Source organism: Barnesiella sp. An22 (assembly GCF_963931395.1).
GTDB classification, from domain to species: domain Bacteria; phylum Bacteroidota; class Bacteroidia; order Bacteroidales; family Barnesiellaceae; genus Barnesiella; species Barnesiella merdigallinarum.
Genome location: NZ_OZ007014.1, coordinates 1635886 through 1659752 on the forward strand (window position 1 = coordinate 1635886; position 23867 = coordinate 1659752).

Genomic DNA, 23867 nt, shown 5'->3' on the forward strand with positions numbered 1-23867 from the left:
TTGCATGATTGGGAACTGTATGGAAAAAGAACCGCGAGGAGTCGTTGCCTTGTTTCGAGACGTCGGGGTAGGGGCAGGCCTCGCCCGTATTAGCAGCGAGTCGTTTGTCGATTGTGTTCTTACCCGCATCGAAAAGGTAACCCCGTTTTCGCGATTGACGGGTAGTGGGGTCAATGTCGAACCCGACGGTGTGATGGAATTGCGGGCTCCACAAATTCATGGAATTACACAGATACCGGATATTGGGCCAGACTGTTATAGATACCGCTAATGTCCGAAACGAGAAGAGTCCACCTCTCTCTTTTCCTTGGTGATACTTCCGCCAAAGCGGTACACCAGTTTTACGGAAACCGTGCGGCTGTATTGTCCCATATTCAAGTCGATGTGTTGCCCGGCATAGCGGTTTTTCACCTTCATGCGCATGGTATCGAACAGGTCGGAGCAGTTCAGGCTCAGACTGGCTTTATCCTTCAGGAAGTTCCATTGGGCACCCACATTGACCGTAAAGACCGGTTTCGTATCGCTGATACCGGAAATCATGCTTGAGCGGTACATCGCGTCCAAGTCGAAACCCAGTTGGGACCCTACCGAGAAATGGTTCTGCATGGACAGCATGCAGGCCCATTTGTTCCGGTCGAAGGGAATATCCCAGAAGTGGTCACAGCGGTTGCGGTCATTGACCACGGTGGCATTTACCTGCGAGGAGAGCCAGTTCCCGATGCTGAACGGAATGTTGGCACTCATGCCGAAGGACTGGTAGTAGTTCCAGTTTTGCGTGCGGTACACAAGAGCCAGACGGTCTTTCGCCTGATACATCTCCATCGTGAAATAATCGTCGATGCGCTCATAAAACAGCGACAGCATATACTTCTGCAGGAAGAGGTAGTTGGCATTCACGCTATACACATTGGCAGGTCGCAGCCCTTCGATAGTCTGAATCTCTTCGTAGGCATTCATGTAGGTGGTGCTGGTCTGCATGTCCCAATAAGTGGGGTACTCCTTTTCCGACGAAACGCCCAGCATGAAGGTGTGCTTTTCCGACGGTGAATAGCTGAGACTGGCCTGCGGATAGAGCGACCACTTGTGATAGTTCCCGATGGAGTAATATTCGCCGGTTGCCGAGAGCGAAAGGTACAAACCGTTTGCAAACTCCTTGTCGAAGCCGGCATACAAGTTGGCTATCTGCTCGTAAAGGCGCGAGGAGGAGTTGTCCACATTGTCCTTTCCTTCCGTCTGATTGAAGAGCTGACTGTTTCGGTTGTCGGTATAGTCATATCGGACACCGTACTTCAAGGTCCAGTCGTTGGCCAGGCTGTGGCTCTGGTCGGCATATACCGAGACCTTGCGTATCTTCTGGTCCGAAGTATAGTCAAGCAGTTGGCGCGTATGGCCTGTCAGTTCGCTCTCCAGGTGGTTGTAGTCGTTCATCGAATAGTCCGTATAGTCCACGCCGAGATCCAGCCCGAAGCTCGAGGAGTAGCGGGCAAAGACATTGTGCAGCCAGCTGTCCTGCACCTTGTCGTTGTGGCTGTTCTGAAAATTCCCGTTCACATCGATGGTCCCCTTGCCGTTGCCCGACAGGGCACCGTTGTATCCCACACTCAGCGCATTATCCTCGTTTATCTGATAGCCATACTCGGCATAGATGTTATGCTTCCACCCCTTCGTGTTGATTTTCTGCCGCTGCGTGATGTCATATACTTGCCCGTCATACTGGTGCATGGAGGCCAGATCCATCACGGTCATGATGTGCGAATAGCCGGGGTTGTATGAGACATTCAGCGACGACTTGCCTTTTGTCAACAGAAAGTTTACATTGCCGCTGTAACTGCCGAAATACTGGTTGCTGTAAGTCGCCGAGAGTTCGCTTTGGAGCGTATTGTCGGCAGCCTTGGCCGTCACGATATTGATGGCGGCACCGCGCACATGATATTCGGGCGGCGTGTTATACATCACTTCGGCCGTCTGAACCTGCGAGGCAGAGGTATTCTTCAACATTTCAATCAGCTGTTCCTGGGTCAGGGTACTGGCCTTGCCGTTGAGGATTACCGTCACATCTTTTGCCCCGATCAGTGAGAGCTTGCCGCTCCGGTCCTGTACTCCCGGCAGCTTGCAGATAGCCTCGTAAGCATTGTTGACGATATGCTTTTTTGAGATGGCCGAAATATCATAACTCAGTTTACCCTGTTCCACGGTTACCAAAGGGCGTTCTCCCTCGACAACCACTTCGGCCAGGCTATGCTCTTTCGGCTCCAGTACGATGATGCCGGCGTCACGCGTCTGACCCTTTACCACCTGGGACTGATAAAACAGATGCTGGACGATGAGCAGATAGCGGTCTGCCATGGGTTCAAGGCTGAATGTACCGTCGGCTGCAGAGATGGCTGCGCCCAGGTAGGTCGAATCGGGCAGCTGCATGACGACGGTTGCACCCTCCACCGGCTGCCGGTCGGTATCTACTATTTTTCCTGTTGTTTGACTCCAGACAGGGATTGAACTGCAAATGAGAATAATCAGGCAGAATGTTGTCTTTATGAGATTCATAATGTCCTATTGTATCGTATGTAATCACATGTCACCAAGTGATTTATTTCGAGCCGTCGGGGTAGGGGCAGGCTTCGCCCGTAGCGATGTAGGTCGGGCGTTGGGCGTCGGTCGATTTCAGGTAGTCGGTCAGTTCCCGGGCCAGAGCTTCGGCAATCGCGGGTTGCTCGAGAGCCAGGTCGTGCTGCTCGCCTATATCTGCACGCACGTTGTAGAGGCGGCGTTGCTGCGTTTCCCAATGGTAGATGAGGTGATAGTCGCCTTTCAGAATCGACGAGTAGGCTCCGTAGCCCTCCTCGGTATTCTGGGTTTCGCCCCACAGGTTGGGGAAGTGCCACACGATGCTGCGCTCGTGACGGGTCGAAGGGTTGCGCAACACGTCGGCAAAGCTCACGCCGTCGGTCGTCTGTACGGTCGAGTACTCCTTCACACCGGCCATCTCGAGAATCGTGGGGAAGAAGTCCTCGATCATTACCCGTTGGTCGCACACGCTGCCGGCCTTGGTCACGCCGGGCCAGTAGACCATCATCGGCTCGCGCACGCCACCCATGAAGGCCGACCCCTTGCCGGCACGTGCCGGGTAGTTCTGGTCGCGGTTTTCACGGCCCTGGCGTACGTTGTTCAGCCCCTGTCCGCCGTTGTCCGACATGAAGAGGACGATGGTATTGGCTGCCACCTCGGGCTGGCTTTCGAGAAAGTCGAGCAGGTCGCCCAGGCTCTTGTCCATGCCCTCGACCAGTGCGGCATATCGGGCCTCGTTTTCGTTGAGGGGGGCATCGAGTTGGATATCGTAGCGGTTGCGGTAGTAGTCGCTGAATCGGGCATCGTCGTCGTAGGGCGAGTGCACGGCATAGTGCGACATGTAGAGGTAGAAAGGTTGCTGCCGGCTTATCGGCTGTTTCAGGGCCTCGATGGCTTCGCGTGTGAGTGCTTCGGTGAGGAATATATTCTGCCCGTGGTATTTCTCCAGGCCCAACACTTCGAAGGGCGAGCCTTGGCCGAAGTTACGCGTGCCCAGATAGCTGCCCGGTGCCCCGTTGGCCCCGCCGCCGATGTTCACGTCGAAACCCATGGTCGAGGGGTCGGCCCCCGATGTACCCTTGGCGCCGAAGTGCGCCTTGCCGCAGTGTATCGTGTAGTAGCCGTTCTGGTGCAGAATCTGGGGGAACGAGGTGATACGGGTCGAGTTTTTCAGGTCGGCGGTCAGGGTCGTGTGTGCCGGTTGTATGCCGTTGTAGTTCCACTCGGGCAGTTGAATCACGTCGCTCGAGGCGTCGGTCTTCTGGTCGTAGTTCAGGGTCCAGTTGGTCACCCGGTGACGGGCCACATTCATGCCCGACATCAGGCTGCACCGCGTGGGCGACGAGATGGCACAGGCGTAAGCCTCGGTAAACTTCACCCCCATGTGGGCCAACCGCTCCATGTTGGGGGTACGGTAGCGGTTGTTCAGGGGAGTTGACTCGGAGTAAAACGGAACCGATGTATCTTGCCAGCCCATATCGTCGACCAGAAACAGAACGATGTTGGGCTGTTGTTGTGCTTGTATGAGACCGGTGCCGGCAAGCGAAGCCAGCAGCAGGGTGCTTTTCAGGGAAAAATTCTTTTTCATGTTGTGCTTGGTATTATATGAGTTTTCTCGGGAAGACCGAAAATGATTACAATGATAACGAAAATCTCGATTATTCAGGACTCTCGCTCCATAAAACATGTTAATGCCCACTCCTCGAGCGGTGGACCGAAGGGGGAGCGGGCATTTGTATCGTGTCGTATCGGGCGGGTCAGGCTTTCCGCTGCGGGCGGTTGGCTGCCCGGGTCATGCTGAAGGCCCGTTTGTAAAATATGAATATGGGTATGGTGGCACCTACGCCCAGCGAGAAGATTACCGAAGCTGTGGTGATACCGTTCTTGAAAATCTCGAGCAGGTAGTGTATGGCCTCGTTGTCGTTTCCGCTGCTTTGCAGGAACTTGATGAGCGAGAACACCGTGCGGTAGGCATACATACCGGGAATCATCGGGAGCAGGGCCGGTATGTACAGCACTGTGGCCGGGCAGAAGATGCGGTATCCCGCAACCAGGCTGAGCATACCTATCGAGAAGGCAGCGATAAACGAGGCCGAAGCCAGGTCGAGGCCTGCATATTTCAGCAGTACGAACCGGATGCTGTGACCTACGGCCGCCAGTAATGCTGCATACAGAATGGCCCGGCGGGGCGGGTTGGAGATAACGGCGAAGCCTATGGCTGCAATGGCAGCTCCGATGGCGTCGGCAATGACCGAGCCTAATATTTGCCAGTCGATCATAACAGTTTCCCTCCCATCATTAAAAGAGTGATACCCATACCGAAGGCGATGCAGACAATCAACAGCAGGGCGTTGATGAGTCGGGCGGTGCCGGCCAGCACATGACCTTCGATAATATCGATAATCCCGTTAATCAAGGGGACGCCCGGTATGAGGTAGAGCACGCTGGCACCGATAGCGATGTCGGGGGTGGTGCCCCAGTGCTGCCACATGGTAATCGAGGCGATGAGCGATGCGACAAATGCCGATATGGTGAATACGAAATAGTGGTTGAAGTGCAATATCTGTTTGATGCGGAATCCCACGAGCGTAGCCACAAATACGGCGGCTACCGCTATCCAGTCGCCGTTGAAGAGCCGGCAGAACGAGGCATTGGCAAAGCCTACCAGAATCCACACCGTCCACGGGTTCATGCGAGGTTTGCTCGTGATGGCGTGGAATTTCTCCCACAGCGTGTCGAGCGGGAGGTGGTTGTCGTAGGCTTCCCAGCTGAGGGCGCTCAATTCGGAGTTGAATTCAAAATTGATTGCCCCCGATTTCGCGGTACTCACCGTGCTGTATACGTGGGCGTTGTCCTTGCTTCGCAAGGTCATGCTGATGGTTTTGTGAAAGAGTGTCATGTGGGCTTCGAACCCAAACGACTCGGCTATACGGGCCGTGTTGCGCACGATACGCGAGGTATGTACGCCCGATGCCATCAAACAGGTTGCATATTCCGTGAGGAATTGCGATACCGATTTCAGTTCTTCGTGTACGTTGTTCACCTTATTGTAGTATTGACCAATGTTTCAGCGTGCAAAGATAGTGAAAGGCGAGAGCAGTGGCAAATGGAAAACGAAGTTTTCGACATTTGACAGAGCCGAGCCGCCTCCTTTCTTCTGGAAAGATAGTGAAAGGCGAGAGCAGTGGCAAATGGAAAACGAAGTTTTCGACATTTGACAGAGCCGAGCCGCCTCCTTTCTTCTGGAAAGATAGTGAAAGGCGAGAGCAGTGGCAAATGGAAAACGAAGTTTTCGACATTTGACAGAGCCGAGCCGCCTCCTTTCTTCTGGAAAGATAGTGAAAGGCGAGAGCAGTGGCAAATGGAAAACGAAGTTTTCGACATTTGACAGAGCCGAGCCGCCTCCTTTCTTCTGGAAAGATAGTGAAAGGCGAGAGCAGTGGCAAATGGAAAACGAAGTTTTCGACATTTGACGGTGCCCGGGCCGCCCATTCTCTTCTTTCAAGATAGAGATTGGAAAGAGAGAACCGATAGCCGGTGCATGTTGACCGCATCGACTATCGGCTCACAGGTCGGGAGTAGTCGTTCAGGCGAACGATTTATTCGCCCCAAACGCTCTTCGCAATATTTTTCATCGTTACGATTTTGCTCCACATCATCTGTTCCGAGACGATGCTGTTGCCCTCGTTGTCGCGGAAGTCGCCCTGGCTGCTCAGGTGGAGCGACTCGAGCGGGAGCAGACGAGCTGCATTCTCGATGTGCAGCGTGATGCTGCTGGTCGATATGGGTTGCAGGCTCGAGGTCGAAATCAATCCCAGAATCACCTCTTTGCCCTGGCAGTAGTTGAGCATGGAGAGGTCGATGTTCTCGTTTTCGCGGTCGCCGAAGTCGAGTGCAATGGCATCGGCCCGGGTCGAGAGCAGCAGCTCGGCCGTCTTCTCCTTGTCGCCCACGCGCCACCACTTCTCGTGGAACTGCAGCGAGATGCACATGTCGTCGGGTTTCTGAGCCAGACAAGCCTCGGTGAGTTTGGCCGAGGTAGCCACCAGCGAAAGCAGGTCGATGTGTGCGGCCTGGGCCACCTGCTCGAGGTCGCTGTTGCCGGCCAGGTTCCAGGCGTAGTCGCTCAGTTGCAGGAATCGGCACCCCATGTCGTAAAACTCGTTGATGACCGTCTGGTAAGTTTGGGCGATGTCGTGCACGAGCAAATCCATATCGGGGTAGTAGCGCCCGGTATTGTAGCGGTTCTCGGGGCGGAGCAGCTCGGCCAGCAGCGTAGCAGGCGAGGGGAGCAGCACCTTGGCATACATGTCGCCCCCGATGATACCCGTCAGGTAGGTGAAGCGCTGGGTCACCTTCGGCGTGGAGGGGTAGGCGTTGTCAAATCCGATTTTGCCCGAGATAACCGACTCCTTCACCTCTTCGGGTTGAGCCGGTTCCTGTTTCGTGATATTCTCCAGGTGGTGGAAAAAGTCGAGATAGTTGGTCGACTTGTAGTCGCCGTCGGTTACACACTTCAGCCCTATCTCTTTGCACTTCTCGACAATGCGATAAATCTCTTTATCTTCGATTTCGTGCAGCTTGGCCGAACTCCACACCCCGTCGTGATACAGTTTGCGGGCTTCGACGAGGGGCTCGGAGTATACGAAGCTCCCCGTTATATCTACACTAAAAGGAATTTTTCTTGCCATAATCTTTTCTTTTTTAGTTAAATACTGAATGGCGGAATAGAGTCGCCCACGCGACGCCTACTCCTATTGCTCAAGCAAAAAATCTCTTTTTTCCGAAAAATTTTCTTTCGACCGGCGGCTCGGTCCACGGAGCCGGCAACAGTTGTTTCTACGCAATCGGCAGGTCTTCTGACTTGTCTCCCTCTCAGACGCCTTCCCAATCGAGTCTGGATTAGTGGCATTGCAGTATTTGTCTGAAAACTCATACGAAACTCACAGCAGCGGGCCTGTTCGGGATTTGCACCCGATTCCCTTTTCATTGCCTCGGCCGATTCGGACGGGGCAAACCGATTACGGGGGGCAAAGTTATATCCTTTGTCCTAATTTCACAATGTTTTTCTAAAAAAATCTTACACAAAAGAGACTGTGTCTTTTGTATTACTCTGAAGATTAGCTATTTATTTATATCCGAAAATCTCGGAAACGATTCGGGGAATATCGGTGTTGTCGATGGTTCCGCCAAACTTTTCGGCACCCGCTCCTATGGCATAGAGGGGCACATAGCCGGCCGTGTGCGAGCCGCAGGTCCAGGCGATGCGGGCTATCTCGTTGATGATTTGTTTGGCCGTTTCGGTCATCGGTTCGTTGGCCTCGTAGAGCGACTGTACCAATGTGTCCGAGGGGTTGAGCAAGGTCTCCTCGTATACCCGTTTGAGGCGGGCCTCCTGTTCGGCCGTAAGGGTGAGGTGCGACCAGAAGCCGAAGGCCTGCGACAGAGCCGTTTTCACCCTCTCCCACGAAACCGGTTCTCCAGCCCGTCGCCAGTCGGCAATCTGCCGGGTGAAGGTCGAGCCGCTCATCGTCTGGTACTGGAGCGCCTGCAGGTTGAGGGCATATTCGCCCGTGCCCAGTACCACACCACCCGTTTCGTGGTCGGCCGTAACAATGATAAGGGTTTCGTCGGGGTGAGCCCGGTAAAAGTCACAGGCAATCTGTACCGACTCCTCCAGGTCTTTCACCTCGCGCAGGTCGGTAGCCCCGTCGCGCGTGTGTCCCGCCCAATCGATCTGAGCCCCCTCGATCATCAGGAAGAAGCCCCGCTCGTTGCGCGACAGGAAATCCACGGCGCAGCGGGTGAGGTCGGCCAGCCGCATGTCGCCGGGCTGGCGGTCTATGGCATAGGTGATGCTTCGCTCGGGAAACAGCACCATCTTCCCGGCCTTCTGGGCCTTGCGTTGGTAATCGTCTACACTGGTAGCCAGCACATATCCCCGCTTGGGCAGCAGGTCGTAGAGCGATTCCCTGCCGGGGAGCGACGGTTGCTTGAATCGGTTGCCGGCGTAGAAGTCGAACCCCGTCGCCAGCAGGTCGAGCCCCACCTCGTAGCGGTTGTTGCGGTTCACCTGGTGGGCATAGAAGGCCCCCGGCGTGGCATCGTCGATTTCGCTGCTGGTCACGATACCCACAGCTGCCCCCTGCTGTTGAGCCTTCACCGCTATGCTGTATACCGGTACACTGTCGGCATCGACCCCCACCATCTTGTTCCGGGTCTTCACTCCGCAAGCCAGAGCCGTGCCCGCCGCAGCCGAGTCGGTAATGTCGCTGCTGGCCGAGCCGGTATTCACGAAAGCCGAGTGGGGGAATTGCGAGAAGAGCAGCCGCTCCGGTCCTTGCCGGCCGGCCAGCTCGCCATAAAAGAGTTCGGTAGCATTCACCTCGTTCACACCCATGCCGTCGCCGATGATGTAAAACACATACTTGGGCCCGGCAGCCTGTGCCGCCCACACGGTGGCCATCGCCAGCCCCAAGAGCAGGGGAAACCATCTTCTTGTCATACCTGTCGCGTTTATGGGTGGAGGTTGCAGATGCCCCCGCCCGTTTCACTCCAGCAAAAGTAGCGAAAGCCCCCGTCTCCCGCTTGGCCGATTCTGTGAAATCTCTGTGACAATGGTGTTTCAAATTCTTGTACCTGCCGTGGCATTCAAGTGTCGTTGGTAGCTCGTGTCATTCCGCACTCGACGCGGAGTCCAGTTCGTCGGGAATTACCCTTTGTTCCTTGTTCAGTGGACCCCGCATCGGGGGGGCGGGGTGACATCCTTGTCATACCGCGCTGCGACGCGGTATCCAGAAGTTATCGGGGGCGGGGCTGTCGAATACAGAAAGAGCCATGCCTATACCGGCATGGCTCTTTTATTAAGGAATAGAATTTGCAATCGCTTAATCTTCGATGGCAGCTTGGGCGGCAGCTACGCGGGCGATGGGCACGCGGTAGGGGCTGCACGATACGTAGTTCATGCCCAGTTTGGCGCAGAACTTAACCGACGAGGGTTCGCCACCGTGCTCACCGCAGATACCTACCTTGAGGGTCGGTTTGGTCGAACGGCCTTTCTCTACACCCATGCGAACGAGTTGGCCCACGCCTTTCTGGTCGAGCACTTCGAACGGGTCGGTTTTGAGGATACCTTTCTCTTTGTAGATCTTGAGGAACTTGCCGGCATCGTCGCGCGAGTAACCGAAGGTCATCTGCGTGAGGTCGTTCGTACCGAACGAGAAGAAGTCGGCTACCTCGGCAATCTGGTCGGCCGTAACGGCGGCACGGGGTACCTCGATCATCGTACCTACCTTGTAGGCTACCGTATCGCCGCGCTCTTCGAATACCTGAGCGGCTACGCGGTTGATGACATCGGCCTGCATTCTCAACTCCTCAACCACACCTACGAGAGGTACCATGATTTCGGGGTGAACGTCGATACCGCGGGCTTTCACGTTGAGGGCGGCCTCGATGATGGCGCGGGCCTGCATCTCGGTGATTTCGGGATAGGTGCAACCCAGACGGCAGCCACGGTGTCCCAGCATGGGGTTGAACTCGGCCAGCGAGTCGCAGGCGAGTTTTACCTCTTCGATGCTCATGCCCATCTCTTCGGCCAGTTCTTTCTGCGTAGCGAGTTGATGGGGTACGAACTCGTGCAAGGGGGGATCGAGCAGACGGATCGTTACGCCCAGACCGTCCATGGCTTCGAAGATGCCTTCGAAGTCGCCGCGTTGCATGGGCAACAGTTTGTCGAGGGCGTGGCGACGGCCTTCTTCATCTTTCGAAAGAATCATTTCGCGCATGGCTTTGATGCGGTCGCCTTCGAAGAACATGTGCTCGGTACGGCACAGACCGATACCGCGGGCACCGAACTTGCGGGCTACGGCTGCATCGCGCGGCGTATCGGCGTTGGTGCGAACGTCTACTTTGGTATATTTGTCGGCCAGGTTCATGATGGCAGCAAAGTCGCCGCTCATGTCGGCATCGACGGTGGGAACTTGTCCGTCGTATACTTCGCCGGTCGAACCGTTCAACGAAATCCAGTCGCCCTCTTTGTATACCTTGCCGGCCATCTCTACGGTGCGGGCCTTGTAGTCGACCTTGATTTCGCCGGCACCCGATACGCAGCATTTACCCATACCGCGGGCCACAACGGCAGCGTGCGAGGTCATACCACCGCGGGCGGTGAGGATACCTTGAGCCACGTTCATACCGCGCAGGTCTTCGGGCGAGGTTTCGATACGGACCATAATCACTTTTTTACGTTTCTCGGCCCAGGCTTCGGCATCGTCGGCAAAGAATACGATTTGGCCGGTAGCGGCACCCGGCGATGCGGGCAGACCTTTAGCCACGACTTTCACGCGTTTTACGGCGTCTTTGTCGAATACAGGGTGCAGCAGCTCGTCGAGCTTCTGAGCTTCCATGCGTTTCAGAGCGGTCTTCTCGTCGATGATGCCGGCACGCAGCATGTCCATGGCGATTTTTACCATGGCGGCACCGGTGCGTTTGCCGTTACGGGTTTGGAGCAACCACAGTTTGCCATCCTGGATGGTAAACTCGAGGTCTTGCATATCCTTGAAGTAGTCTTCGAGTTTCTGTTGGGTCTCGATGAGGTCTTTGGCGCACTCGGGCATCGACTCCTCGAGCGAGGGGTATTTGCTGGCACGCTCCTCTTCGCTGATGCCTTGCAGGGCAGCCCAGCGGCGAGAGCCTTCGAGGGTGATTTGCTGGGGTGTGCGTACACCGGCAACCACATCCTCGCCTTGTGCGTTGATGAGGTATTCGCCGTTGAAGATGTCTTCGCCGGTAGCGGCGTCGCGGGTGAAGGCTACACCGGTAGCCGACGTGTTGCCCATGTTGCCGAATACCATGGCCTGTACGTTCACGGCCGTACCCCACTCTTCGGGGATCTGGTTCATGCGGCGGTAGAGGATGGCGCGTTCGTTCATCCAGCTATCGAATACGGCGCAGATGGCACCCCACAGTTGCTCCCAGGGCGAGGTGGGGAAGTCTTTGCCGGTGTTTTCCTTGACAGCGGCTTTGAAGAGGCGAACCAGCTCTTTGAGGTCTTCGACCTGCAGCTCGGTGTCGCTCTTGATGCCTTTGGCCTCTTTCACCTTGTCCATCACCTCTTCGAAGGGGTCGATGTCTTCTTTGGTCTTGGGTTTCATGCCCAATACCACGTCGCCATACATCTGTACGAAACGACGGTACGAGTCCCAAGCGAAACGGGGATTGCCCGATTTCTTGGCGATGGCTTCTACGGCCTCGTCGTTCATACCCAGGTTGAGCACGGTATCCATCATACCCGGCATGGAGACGCGGGCACCCGAACGAACCGATACCAACAGCGGGTTGGTGGCGTCGCCGAACTTCGTGCCGGTGAGGCTTTCGATGTGGGCGATGGCTTGCTCTACGTCGTTTTGGATCTCCTTAACGACGGCTTCACGCCCTTGTTGAGTATATGTTGTACAAACCTCGGTGGTGATGGTGAATCCCGGGGGTACAGGAACACCGATGAGATTCATCTCTGCCAAGTTGGCGCCTTTGCCTCCCAGCAGGTTTTTCATGTCGGCACGGCCTTCTGCTTTACCGTTGCCAAAAGTATAAACTCTTTTCATAGATAAATAAGTATATGATATTTATATAATTGTTTTCGTGTCCGGCTTCATGACCCGATTGGTAAACCGGCATAAAACATTATGCAAAAATATAGGATTCGCGCAAACAACAAAAATATTTTGCTACAAATTTTAACGCTATGTATTTTTTATTTGTATTACGGTCTCGGGCAGAAGGTCCGAGGGGTGGAATCGATGCGGTATATCCTGTTTTTTAACAGTCTGGCTCATTCGGATAGCGTGGAGCTTCTAAGGTTCCACGCCCGACCGGGGTTTGCGGCAGGCTATCCAGTGGCCATAGGTGAGCATGCGCCAGATCCACTCGAGCGGCCCGAACCGGAAGGTGTTCAGCCACATGCGGCTGAAGGCCTGCTGCACGACAAACACGACCAGTACAATCAGCTCGGTCGTGGCCAGACTGATGGTGGAGCCCAGTCCCAGCCCGATGCCGTAGAAGATGAACATGCCCGCCAGCGACTGCCCTATGTAGTTGCTCAAGGCCATGCGTCCCGGTGCGGCCAGCCAGGTGAATGCCTTCAGACGGGGGCGTGCGAGATAGAGCAGACCAAACCCCGAGGCGTAGGCAAATGCCATGGGATAGACGCTCACGAAGTAGAGCAGGCTGTGGATGGAGAGCCCCCAGGGATGGGCGTTCATCGAACTCCAGGCGTAGAGCAGCGAGAGGGGGAGTCCGACCATCAGACCACCGGCAAAGAGCCGTTTCAGCCACGGCTTATTCTCTTCCAGTCGGGCATAGAGTCGTTGCCGCCCGATGTAGTAGCCTATGAGAAAGAGCCCCAGTACCTTGAAGTAGCGGTTGCCGTCGATAAACTCCTGCATCCGCACCAGGGCTCCCTGAATCAGGAATTGAAACACCTCGTTGTAGCCGGTGGCGTCGTGCAGCCAATAGGCAAAGTTGGCATCGGTGATGCCGAACCGGGCACAATACATCTGCTGCAGTTCCACCACCCGGGCCGAGGGGTTGGTGTGGGTAAGTTCGCACACGGTATCGATGCACACGGGGATGAAGAGCAGTGCCAGAGCCGCGGCCAGCAGCCGGCGGTCGGAGAGGTGGCGAAACAGCGGGAGCAGCATGCCCAGCAGCGCATAGAGCAGTAGGATGTCGCCGCTCCAGAGAAATATCAGGTGCAGCCCGCCGATGAGAGCCAGCAGGACCATACGCCGGTAAAACACGCGCAGGGCATTCCCGCCCTTGCGGGTCACGTTGCTCAGGATGATGGAAAAGCCGATGCCGAACAGCAGGGAGAAGAGGGTGTAGAATTTGCCGTCGACCAGGAGATAGAGCAGGTAGCGAAGGCCGCGGTCGCCACCCGAGGCGGGCAACTGGGCCGCATCGTCGGCCGGGAGGAAGGTGTAGAGCGAAAACTCGGGAAAGTTGGCCAGTGCGATGCCCAGGATGGCGAAGCCGCGCAGGGCGTCGAGTATCACATACCGTTCGGACGAACGTATGGGGGAGAGGTTATTGTTTGTCATGTCGTTTCGGAGATTGTGGAGTTCGCATTTCGACCAGTATCACGCTGGCGAGGATAATGGCCAGTCCGGCCAGTTGCAGCAGGCTCACCTCTTCGTGGCCGATATATACCCCGATGACCACCGCCACCACCGGGTTGACATAGGCGTGGGTGGCCACCTCGGTGGCGGGCCGCACCTTCAGCAGCCACACATAGGCGGTGTAAGCCAGCAGCGAGCCGAAGAGTATGAGGTAGAGCAACGACAGCCACGAGCCGGTCGAGACCGCTGCCCAGTCGACCCGCGTCGTGTCGCCAGCAGCTCAGGCACAGAGCCAGAACAGGATGCTGGCAAAAATCATCTGCCACGCCGCCCCCGCAAAGGCGTTTACCGCCTCGGCTTCAGCCGACCGGTATTTGGCGTAGAGTGTGCCGAGTGCCCACGATATGCAGCCGGCCACCAGAATCAGGATGCCGTACTCGTGGTGCATGGCGGTGTGGGAGTCGGCAGCCAGCTGTTCCAGGTAGAGCAGCCCCACGCCGGCAAATCCGGCCAGCAGGCCTGCAATCGTGCGTAGGCTGCGAAAGTTTCTTTTCCACATGGGCACGTCGAGCAGCATGATCCAGATGGCTGTCGACGAGGCGACAATCGCCACGAGGCTGCTGCTCACGTAGCGTTGGGCCAGCATGATGACGGCCATGTCGACAAACAGCAGCACGATACCGCTCACGGCCGACCGCCTGATGAGCTGCGGGCGCATCACCCGCTCGCCCCGCCAGCCACAGAGCGCCAGCAGCAGGAGCCCCGCTGCCGAGAAGCGCAGGGCCCCCAGCAGAAAGGTGGGGATGTCGTGCAGAGCCACACCGATGAAGTAGTAGGTCGAGCCCCATACTACATAGATGAGGAAGTAGGCCAGCACAACGGCCGCTCCGTGTCGTGTATGTGTCATGCGTCTCATGTGGTTAACGGTTTGCAGACAACGATTCGACAAACGAGCGGAAGCGCATCAGGGCTTCGTGCAGTACCGAGCGGGGGCAGGCGATATTCCAGCGCACGAACCCTTCGCCCTCGGCGCCATACATCGTGCCGCTGTTGAGCCACAGTCCGGCTTGCTCCAGCAGGCGGGCCTGCAGCGTGTCCGAGTCGAGGCGCAGGGCCCGGCAGTCGGTCCACACCAGATAGGTGCCCTCGAGTTTCGTGACGGGAATCTGGGGCAGGAAGGTGCGGAAAAACCGGCACATGAAGTCGTAGTTGACCTTCAGGTAGTCGAGCAACTGGGTCAGCCACTCTTCGCCCTCGTTGTAGGCGGCTATGGTAGCCTCGATGCCGAAGGGGTTGACGTCGCACACCTCGTTGATGTTGATGGCCCGGTCGATGGCCTGGCGCACCGCTTCGTCGCACGAGACGATGTTGGCAATCTGCAGGCCGGCCAGGTTGAAGGCTTTGCTGGGCGACAGGCAGGTGATGGAGTTTTGCAGGAGGCTCTCGTCGATGGATGCGAAGGGGGTATAGGTGTGACCCGGGTATGCCAGTTCGCAGTGAATTTCGTCGGCGACTACCTTTACGCCGTTGCGCCGGCATATCTCGCCGATGCGGCGCAACTCATCGCGGCTCCACACCCGGCCAGCCGGGTTATGGGGATTGCAGAGGAGCATGAGCTTGACGCTCGGGTCGGCCGTCTTGCGCTCCAGGTCGTCGAAGTCGATGCGGTAGGTATTCGCCTCGTACAGGAGCGGGTTGGTCACCACGCGGCAACCGTTGTTGCGAATCGAAGAGAAGAAGCAGTTGTATACCGGGGTCTGCACCACCACGCCGTCGCCCGGACGGGTCAGTGCCTTGATGATGACCGAGAGGGCCGGGACTACCCCCGAGGTGTAGACAATCCACTCGCGCTCGATGTGCCAGCCGTGGCGACGGGCGAACCACCCGGTCACTGCCGCATAGTATTCGTCGGGCACACGCACATACCCGAATATGCCGTGTTGCACGCGTCGGGCCAGGGCATCGACAACGGGCTGTGCCGTGCGGAAGTCCATGTCGGCCACCCAGAGGGGGAGCACCCGGTCGTCGTCCGTGCTGTCCCACTTGTACGACCGGGTATTCCGCCGAGGTATTATTTCATCGAAATCGTAGTACATAGGCTTACAGGTTGGAATCGGCTGTCGTCTCCCGGGCCGTGAGTTTGCAGTCGCCGGGAGCCTTGATGTTCTCGTCCAGGATAATCTCGTCGAAGCGGTCGGCCGTGATGCTGCCCGTGCGGGGGTTCTTCACGCTGCGGATGGCTCCGTTCAGGGTCGCCTGCACGCTGCTGTATTCGAAGGCCAGGTCGCAGTCGGGGGCCATGGTGCAGTTTTCCATCACCAGGTCGTGGGCATAGCACAGCGGTTGGGTACCCGATATTTTGCAGTTGACCAGACGCAGGTGGTGGGAGTGCCAGCCCAGATACTCGCCGTTTATCTCCGAGTCGTAGACGGTCACGTTTTCGGTATTCCAGAAGGCATCCTTCGAGTTGATGACCGCGTTGCGGATAACCACATTCCTGCAGTATTGGAACGAGTAGTTACCGTTCTGCACGTAGTCTTCGATTTCGATATTCCCGCTGTGCATGAACAGGTAGTCGGCATGGTCTACCCGTACGTTTTTCAGGTGCACGTTGTTGCAGTGCCACAGCGTCTCCTGCGCATCGGGTATCTCCACGTTCTCGAGCTTGATGCCCTCCATCTCGCGAAACATCTTGGGGGCTTCGACCCGGGTGTCGGTCATCTCCAGATTGCGCGAGTACCACAGGGCGGCGCGGGCCCCCTCGGTGAACAGACAGTTCTTTATGGTAAATCCGTCGACATGCCAGAACGGATACTTGCCTTCGAAGCGGCAGTTTTCGGCCTCGATGTGGCTGCACTCTTTCAGAGCCGATTCACCGGCGTGGATGGTGACATGGTCGAGTTGTAAATCGTGCGAAGCGAACAACGGGCGCTCGCCACCGAATTCGGTATTTTGGATGCGTTTCATAGGTTATATGTTTTTAGAGTTGTTTAGTCGCTAAGATTACGGGTTCTCCAACTGTGGGGATGTTGAATCCCGATATTCATCTCGGTAATTTGTCTCTCCTGTTTTTACGATGAATCAGTTGTTGAGGTTCAAAGGTCCTGAGCCCGGGCAGAGCCTGAAATCTTCGGGTGTCTGCCCTTTGAGTTTCTTGAACAGGGTACAGAAGGCCTGCCCCGTGGGGAAGCCAAGTTCTCGAGCTATGTCGGTTACACTTCGGGTATCCTGTTTCAATAGCTGTTCGGCCCGGGCAATCTGTTTCAGCCTGATGTAGTCGGCGGTACATTTGCCGGTTTCGTGGCACAACATGTCGTTGAGGTAGTCGGGCGAGCAACCGAGTTGGCTGGCCAGCGTGGCCGTGGTGGGCAACGGATGGCAGCGGGCCCGGCCCGACCTGAAAAAGTCGTCGACATACCGGTCGGTCCATTCGACCAGCCGCAGGTTGGCATCGTGCCGCAAGATAAACTGGCGGTGGTAGAAGCGGGTAATGTAGTCGAGCAGTAACTTGATTCTTTCGGCCAGAATCGTGTAGCTGTATTCGTCGATGCCCCAGTTCAATTCTTCCTCGATTTCGTCTATCTCCCGCTCCAGGAGGAGTCGCTCCCGTCGAGAGAGGTGCAGGCACTCATCGGTATTGTAGTTGAAAAAGGTATAATGACCATCACCTTTCGCCCGCAGCGGGTCTAAGACCGATGCGTGAAAGCAGAGCAGTCGTCCTTCGGCCTTACCGGCATCGCATTGCCACAGCTCCCGAGCCATGGGGCGTCCCGGCTGCAGGGCAAAGAGTATCCCGTCGCTGAAATCGCACGCCAGCCATCCGAGAGTCGACGGACAACAGCCGCACCACGCTTTCAGCCATACAGTATAGAACCCGAATTGAAACAGGTCGGGCCGGTCGGTTGTCTCGGACAACCGAATGACACTCACCAGCGGGTTGGACGTTTGGGTCGACAACAGCTGGTTGCATCGGGCAATCGTTTTTACAGTCAGTGGTTTCATCATCTCAACAGCCTTGCAGCCTCATGGTCTCCCTGAGTGCCCGGTGACTTCCGGGGCCGACAGGAATCACGATACAAAAGTAGAGCTTGCAAAGAGGGTGTGCGGTATACAAATCCTCGCATTATGTACCCAGATTACGGATTTGCTGCGATGAGGTCGATACAGGTCTGTTATGATAATCGCGAGGCCAAGAACTCGCCAATGGTCTGCCCGGTCATCTGTTTGAAAAATCGCATCAGGTGGTTCGGTTCCGAGAAGTGCAGTCTGAAGGCAATCTCTTTCACCGAGCGGCCCGAGAAGAGCAATTCGTTCTTCACCTCTTGCAGCAGACGCTGTTTCAGCAGGTGGACGGCCGACAGCCCGAACTCGCGTTTGACCGCCTTGTTGAGCGATATGCGGCTGATGTTCATCGCATCGGCGTAGTCGCTCACGTGAGTCATCTCGGCGATGTGTTTTTCGAGCAGCTCTTTGTACTGGTAGGCATAGTTGTTGAGCGGTGCATCGAACGGCAGGCCGAATAACCCGGCATACAGCCGGTTGAGGAGCAACAGAAACTGATAGAGGTAGGCCACGATCATGTGGTAGCTGTCGGCAACGGGTTCGTGCAGCTCGTGCTTCATCTTCGAGAGCAGGTCGAGGTAGGGAGCCATGGCCGTCACCTCCAGGTCGAAGTGGGTAGGGTAGTCGTGCTGGTAGCAGTACAGCAAGCGGTACATGAAGTATTTGTCGGAGAGGAAGTTGTTGATAAACTCCTCTTGAAATATCAGGAAGGTATAGTCCAGCTTGTCGAGGTCGACATGCCACTCTTGCCACTGAAAAGGCGAGATAATCAGCACCATGCCGGGGTGCAGTTCTATCTTTTCGCCCGTCAGGAACAGGTAGCCCTCGGCCTGCCGGAAGAAATAGAACTCGAAGAAATCGGTCTTGTATCGTTTGTCGGCATCGAACCAGCCCCGTTTCTCGCTACTCTCGGCCGTGTTGAGCAGGAAGTCCACGCCACACGAACTCTTGGAGTATTTCAGCAAAGAGATCTGTTTCTCCGTTTGGTCGGTATATATGCCGAATTTCTCGTTGTGATTCATAGCCGATTCGTTTATTCGGTTACAAAAGTAGCGAAAGGTGAGCGCAGAGGCAAAGGAAAACGCAGTTTTCAACTTTGACTTGGCCGTGACGTCTTCTTCCGGTAAAAAAAAGCGGGACTGTACCCACCCCTCGTGTATCGAGTTCGGGTACAGTCCCTGTATTCAAAAGAAACGATGGGTCGTTATCGCCAGGACTCCTCGTAGATGGCTACGATGTCGGCATCGCTCATGGCAATGCGGTCGCTGGTAAACATGATGCCCATGACCTCGCGGGCGTTGCGCATGAACTTCTCGGCCTCGTCGCGTGTGATGCCGTAGTCCGACATCTTCAGGTCGGCCACGCCGCAAGCCTCTTGCAGGCGGGTGAGGGCCGTCAGGAAGTCTTCGGGCTTGTCGGCCTCGGGCATGCCCAGGGCGCGGGCCATGCGGATGAAGCGCTCGTCGCAAGCGTGGTTGCGCACGAAGTAGGCATAGTAGGCCCGGCTGATCATGATGAGGCCGGCACCGTGCGGCAGGTTGGGGTGGTAGGCCGAGAGGGCGTGCTCCATACCGTGCTCGCTGGTGAGGAGGGTCAAGCACATCACTACCCCCGACAGTGTGTTGGCAAAGGCCACGTGGGTGCGGGCCTCGAGGTCGTTGCCGTCTTTCACGGCGCGGGGCAGGTATTGGGCCAGATTCTCGATGGCGGTCAAGGCATACATGTCGCTCATCAGGTTGGCCCCTTTGGCTATGTAGCCTTCGATACTGTGGAAGAGGGCATCGAATCCCTGGAAGGCAGTGAATCCGGCCGGCACGCTCAGCATCAGTTCCGGGTCAACGATAGCCAGGTGGGGATACAGAGAGGGGTCGCCGATGAAGGCCTTTTCGAACGTATCCTCTTTGGTGATGACTCCGGCGTTGTCGGTCTCCGACCCGGTACCGGCCGTCGTGGTGATGGCGACGATGGGCAGCGGGGTGTGGGCGATGGGATGTCCTTTGCCCGAGCCTACGGCTACGTAGTCCCACAGCACGCCGTCGTTGGTAGCCATCACGGCGATGGCTTTGGCGCAATCCATCACGCTGCCGCCGCCCAGAGCTACCAGAAAGTCGCACCCGTTGTCGCGGGCAGCCTGTGCTCCGGCATCGACGTTGGCCACTGTGGGGTTGGGGGCTACGCCGTCGAAGAGGGCGGTTTCGATACCGGCCCGTTTCAGCTGTTCTTCGGTGCGGGCCAGGTATCCGTTGGCCCGGGTCGATTTACCGTTCGAGATGATGATCAGTGCCTTTTTACCGGGCATGGGTTGGTCGCCCAGTTTATTCAGTGCTCCTGCCCCGAACATGACGCGGGTAGGAACAAACATGTTGTATTTCAGTCTGGTTTCCATTGTAGGGTTAGGTTTTTGGGGTTAGGTTTATTGGTTCAGTTTGTTATATTCGTCGTCGGTGACGGGCTCGAGCCATTCGTTCGAGGCCGACTCGCCCGGGATTTCAAAAGCCAGGTGGGCAAACCAGCTGTCGGCGGCTGCTCCGTGCCAGTGTTTGACGTTGGCCGGGATGTGGATAACCGTGCCGGGCCGAATCTCTACGGCCGGTTTACCCTCCTCCTGATACCAACCGCGGCCGGCTACGCCGATAAGCATCTGACCGCCGCCGCTGGTGGCCCGGTGGATGTGCCAGTTGTTGCGGCAGCCGGGCTCGAAGGTGACGTTCGACACAATCACCTGTTCGCGCGAGATGGGGGCGAGGTAGCTGTTCCCGACGAAATATCGGGCATAGGCCGTGTTGGGCTCGCCGATGGGGAAAATCATCTCTTTCTGGAATGCGGCTTTGGCATCCTCGCCGGTCGTGTCGTCGGCCCATACCTCTTTGGCCAGACGGAAAGCGGCCCAAGCCTTCGGCCATCCGGCATAGAAGCTGATGTGGGTGATGATTTCGGCTATCTCGGTGCGGGTGATTCCGTTCTTCCGGGCCGTTTGCAGGTGGTACGTGAGCGAGCTGTCGGTAATACCCTGGCTGATGAGCGAGGTGATGGTAACCAGGCTGCGGTCGCGCAGTCCCAGACGGTCGGTGCGGCTCCAGACCTCGCCGAAGAGTACGTCGTCGTTAAGTTCCGCGAATTTGGGGGCAAACTCCCCGAGCTGGTCGCGGCCAGCCGTTTGTTTTGTGTTTTCTTGTGCCATAATTGTTATACCATTATTAAATACCCATAGTGCGACAAGCGCAAAGATTACTCTTTTTTTCATACCTTATCTGTTTTTATGGTTTCGATTTTTTTCCGGTACAAAATTAGCAGGGGTGTACCTGAATTTCTGTATACGATTTACGGATGTTTCTACCCGAAATGTGGATTTTGGCGGTTGGCTTTACTTGACGTGCAATGCTATATTTGTAATAGAAAGAGAGTTAGGAGCTTTTCGGACAAAATCTTGTATACCGATTACGGATAGTTGTACCCGAATCATGGATACGACGGCCGAGTCGAGGATATATCGAATTATAATAGTATATTTGCCGTAACGATTAAATTTTGTGTTATGGAAGAGTGGATCAAATTGGATAGTGTAGATCAGTATAACAAGATTTTTGGCTTGGAAACCTTGCACCCGATGGTGGCGGTAATCGACTTGTCGCAAGCTACTCAATGGCCCGAACACCTTAAAATCAGTTATGGCGTATATGCGCTGTTCTTGAAAGAGACGAAATGTGGCGATATTACCTACGGCCGTCAGCCCTACGATTATGGCGAGGGTACAATTGTCTGCTTTGCTCCCGGTCAGGTGGCCGAGGTAGATATGGCGAAGGATGCTCGTCCCAAGGCTCACGGGTTGCTCTTCCATCCCGATTTCATTCGGGGCACCATGCTGGGGCAGGAGATTAAGAAGTATTCGTTCTTCTCGTACGAGACGCGCGAGGCGCTGCACCTCTCCGAGAGCGAGCGCGATACCATCATGGATTGCCTGCAGAAGATCGATGCCGAGTTGCGGCACAATATCGACAAACACAGCCGTCGGCTCATTACGGCCAACATAGGGCTGTTGCTCGACTACTGCATGCGTTTCTATGAGCGGCAGTTTACTACCCGCGAACTCCCCAACAAAGATATTATCGTGCGCTTCGAGCGCTTGCTCGACGAGTATTTCGACAGCAAGGCTCCGCAGGAGATAGGGCTGCCTACCGTGAAGTATTTTGCCGAACAGGTATATCTGTCGCCCAACTACTTCGGCGATATGATTCGGAAACAGACGGGAATGACCGTATCGGAACACATCCAGAAGAAACTGATTGCCCGTGCCAAGGAGCTGCTGCTCTCAACCTCGAAGTCGATGAGCGAGATTGCATACAGCCTGGGGTTCCAGTATCCCCAGCACATGAGCCGCATGTTCAAGCGGGTGGTGGGTTGCACCCCCAACGAGTTCCGTCTGCGCGAGTAATAACCCCTGTGCATGGTCAGCTGAAAAGGGTGCGTTTTCCTTTGCCTCTGCGTTCACCTTTCGCTATCTTTTCAGAAGACAGGATGCGGTTCGGCCAAGCAAATAATGCAAGCCTCTTTGCTTGTCGCTCACCTTTCACTATCTTTGGATAAGACAGGATGCGGTTCGGCAGAGTCAAAATTGAAAACTGCGTTTTCTTTTGCCTCTACTCTCACCTTTCACTATCTTTGCACCATTATTATTCTTATACTTATTTGTTTTGGCACGAAAGAAGAAAGAGCTCCCCTTGCTGGAGCAGATTGAGATAACCGGTGTGGCTGCCGAAGGAAAGGCTTTGGCACGAGTGAACGACCTGGTGGTGTTTGTACCCTTTGCCGCTCCGGGCGATGTAGTCGATTTACAGGTGACGCGCAAGAAGCACAGCTACGCCGAGGCGCGTATCGTGAAATTTCACAGCTATTCGCCGCTGCGGGTGCAGCCTTTTTGCGAACACTTCGGGGTGTGCGGCGGCTGCAAGTGGCAGCATGTGACCTACGACTTCCAGTTGCAGTTCAAACGGCAGCAGGTCGAGGACAACCTCACCCGCATCGGCAAGATTCCCTTGCCCGAGGTGTTGCCCACGAAGGGGTCGGCCAAGCAGCAGTTCTACCGCAACAAGCTCGAGTTCTCGTTCTCGAATCGGTCGTGGCTCACCTACGAGCAGTTGCAGTCGGCTCAGGAGTTCGACAGCCGCAATGCGTTGGGGTTCCACATACCGGGCATGTTCGACAAGGTGCTCGACATCAAGAAGTGCTGGCTCCAGGACGACATCTCCAACCGCATACGCCTCTCGATACGGCAGTTTGCCATCGACCACAATTACCCCTTCTTCGACCTGCGAGAGCAGACGGGACTCATGCGCAATATCATCGTGCGCACCGCCTCGACGGGCGAAATCATGCTTATCGTCGTCTTCTTCGAGCCCGACCGGGAGCGTATAGAGGCGATGATGCAGCACGTGGCCGACGAGTTCCCCCAGATTACCTCGCTCCTCTATATCGTCAACCAGAAACCCAACGATACCATCACCGACCAGGAGGTGCATCTCTATCGCGGGCGCGACTACATCTGGGAGAGCATGGAGGGGCTGCGCTTCAAGATTGGCCCCAAGTCGTTCTACCAGACCAACTCGGAGCAGGCCTACGAACTCTACAAGGTGGCCCGCGAGTTTGCCGGCCTCACCGGCGACGAACTGGTCTACGACCTCTACACCGGCACGGGCACCATTGCCAACTTCGTGGCCCGGCAGTCGCGCAAGGTCATCGGCATCGAGTATGTGCCCGAGGCTATCGAGGATGCCAAGGAGAATGCCCGTATCAACGGCCTCGACAACACGCTGTTCTATGCCGGCGATATGAAAGATATTCTTACCGAAGAGTTTATCGGTGAACACGGTCGCCCCGATGTCATCATCACCGACCCGCCTCGCGCCGGCATGCACGACGACGTGATCAAGACCATCCTCTTTGCCGAGCCGCGTCGCATCGTCTATGTCAGTTGCAACCCCGCCACGCAGGCGCGCGACCTGTCGCTGCTCGATGCCAAGTATCGCGTGGCGCGCGTGCAGCCGGTCGACATGTTCCCCCACACTCACCATGTAGAGAATGTGGTGTTGCTGGAGCGCAAGGAAGAGTAGGAGAGTATCGCGAAACAGA

16 protein-coding genes, 1 pseudogene and 1 riboswitch are annotated in these 23867 nt (G+C 56.1%); of the genes and pseudogenes, 2 read left to right on the forward strand and 15 right to left on the reverse strand.

The annotated features are described in order from the left end of the window. Window positions 1-267: 267 nt before the first annotated feature. The 15 genes and pseudogenes from ABGT88_RS06515 to ABGT88_RS06585 all read right to left on the reverse strand — a co-directional run bounded on the left by ABGT88_RS06515 (window position 268) and on the right by ABGT88_RS06585 (window position 20985). A complete protein-coding gene (locus ABGT88_RS06515) occupies window positions 268-2544 on the reverse strand; it encodes an outer membrane beta-barrel family protein (RefSeq protein ID WP_346701096.1) in 2277 nt (758 codons plus the stop codon). Between the two features lie 43 nt (window positions 2545-2587). Further along, the gene (locus ABGT88_RS06520; RefSeq protein WP_346701098.1) at window positions 2588-4153 is read right to left on the reverse strand and encodes a sulfatase; all 1566 of its coding nucleotides are present in this window, start codon (window positions 4151-4153) and stop codon (window positions 2588-2590) included. A 169-nt stretch (window positions 4154-4322) separates the two neighbouring features. After that, window positions 4323-4844: a threonine/serine exporter family protein gene (locus tag ABGT88_RS06525; protein WP_298663659.1), complete on the reverse strand. Its 522-nt coding sequence runs from the start codon at window positions 4842-4844 to the stop codon at window positions 4323-4325. Then, window positions 4841-5608, reverse strand: a complete 768-nt coding sequence (locus ABGT88_RS06530; RefSeq protein WP_258326936.1) for a threonine/serine exporter ThrE family protein — start codon at window positions 5606-5608, stop codon at window positions 4841-4843. Before ABGT88_RS06530 ends, ABGT88_RS06525 begins: the two co-directional genes overlap by 4 nt. Before the next feature lie 556 nt (window positions 5609-6164). Then, window positions 6165-7256 (reverse strand): hypothetical protein, encoded by a 1092-nt coding sequence (locus tag ABGT88_RS06535; RefSeq protein ID WP_298663661.1) that lies wholly within the window; start codon window positions 7254-7256, stop codon window positions 6165-6167. A 140-nt stretch (window positions 7257-7396) separates the two neighbouring features. After that, window positions 7397-7602: riboswitch (cobalamin riboswitch) on the reverse strand. 91 nt (window positions 7603-7693) lie between these two features. Continuing rightward, complete coding sequence (locus ABGT88_RS06540) at window positions 7694-9070, reverse strand: alkaline phosphatase (RefSeq protein ID WP_346701101.1); 1377 nt, start codon at window positions 9068-9070, stop codon at window positions 7694-7696. 382 nt (window positions 9071-9452) lie between these two features. Beyond that, window positions 9453-12167, reverse strand: coding sequence for a pyruvate, phosphate dikinase (gene ppdK / locus ABGT88_RS06545; RefSeq protein WP_087407586.1), 2715 nt, complete (start codon window positions 12165-12167; stop codon window positions 9453-9455). A 249-nt stretch (window positions 12168-12416) separates the two neighbouring features. After that, the gene (locus ABGT88_RS06550) at window positions 12417-13661 is read right to left on the reverse strand and encodes a DUF418 domain-containing protein (protein WP_346701107.1); all 1245 of its coding nucleotides are present in this window, start codon (window positions 13659-13661) and stop codon (window positions 12417-12419) included. Further along, window positions 13648-14586 (reverse strand): annotated as a pseudogene (locus ABGT88_RS06555) (EamA family transporter). The gene ABGT88_RS06550 and the pseudogene ABGT88_RS06555 overlap by 14 nt, the downstream one beginning before the upstream one ends. A gap of 13 nt (window positions 14587-14599) precedes the next feature. Next, on the reverse strand, window positions 14600-15775 hold the full coding sequence (locus tag ABGT88_RS06560; RefSeq protein ID WP_346701109.1) for a MalY/PatB family protein: 1176 nt from the start codon (window positions 15773-15775) through the stop codon (window positions 14600-14602). Window positions 15776-15779: 4 nt separating this feature from the next. Continuing rightward, window positions 15780-16646, reverse strand: a complete 867-nt coding sequence (locus ABGT88_RS06565; RefSeq protein WP_346701111.1) for a DUF3737 family protein — start codon at window positions 16644-16646, stop codon at window positions 15780-15782. 114 nt (window positions 16647-16760) lie between these two features. Further along, the gene (locus ABGT88_RS06570) at window positions 16761-17684 is read right to left on the reverse strand and encodes a helix-turn-helix transcriptional regulator (protein ID WP_346701113.1); all 924 of its coding nucleotides are present in this window, start codon (window positions 17682-17684) and stop codon (window positions 16761-16763) included. A gap of 167 nt (window positions 17685-17851) precedes the next feature. After that, on the reverse strand, window positions 17852-18763 hold the full coding sequence (locus tag ABGT88_RS06575; protein WP_087407580.1) for an AraC family transcriptional regulator: 912 nt from the start codon (window positions 18761-18763) through the stop codon (window positions 17852-17854). 182 nt (window positions 18764-18945) lie between these two features. After that, window positions 18946-20127 (reverse strand): iron-containing alcohol dehydrogenase, encoded by a 1182-nt coding sequence (locus ABGT88_RS06580; RefSeq protein WP_346701115.1) that lies wholly within the window; start codon window positions 20125-20127, stop codon window positions 18946-18948. 27 nt (window positions 20128-20154) lie between these two features. Continuing rightward, the gene (locus tag ABGT88_RS06585; RefSeq protein WP_087407578.1) at window positions 20155-20985 is read right to left on the reverse strand and encodes a carboxymuconolactone decarboxylase family protein; all 831 of its coding nucleotides are present in this window, start codon (window positions 20983-20985) and stop codon (window positions 20155-20157) included. 291 nt (window positions 20986-21276) lie between these two features. Between ABGT88_RS06585 and ABGT88_RS06590 the strand changes: the two genes are divergently transcribed. Together ABGT88_RS06590 and rlmD are read left to right on the forward strand one after the other, a co-directional pair. Next, on the forward strand, window positions 21277-22173 hold the full coding sequence (locus ABGT88_RS06590; protein WP_087407577.1) for an AraC family transcriptional regulator: 897 nt from the start codon (window positions 21277-21279) through the stop codon (window positions 22171-22173). A 259-nt stretch (window positions 22174-22432) separates the two neighbouring features. Beyond that, window positions 22433-23848, forward strand: coding sequence for a 23S rRNA (uracil(1939)-C(5))-methyltransferase RlmD (rlmD, locus tag ABGT88_RS06595; protein ID WP_258327276.1), 1416 nt, complete (start codon window positions 22433-22435; stop codon window positions 23846-23848). The last annotated feature ends 19 nt before the right edge of the window (window positions 23849-23867 follow it).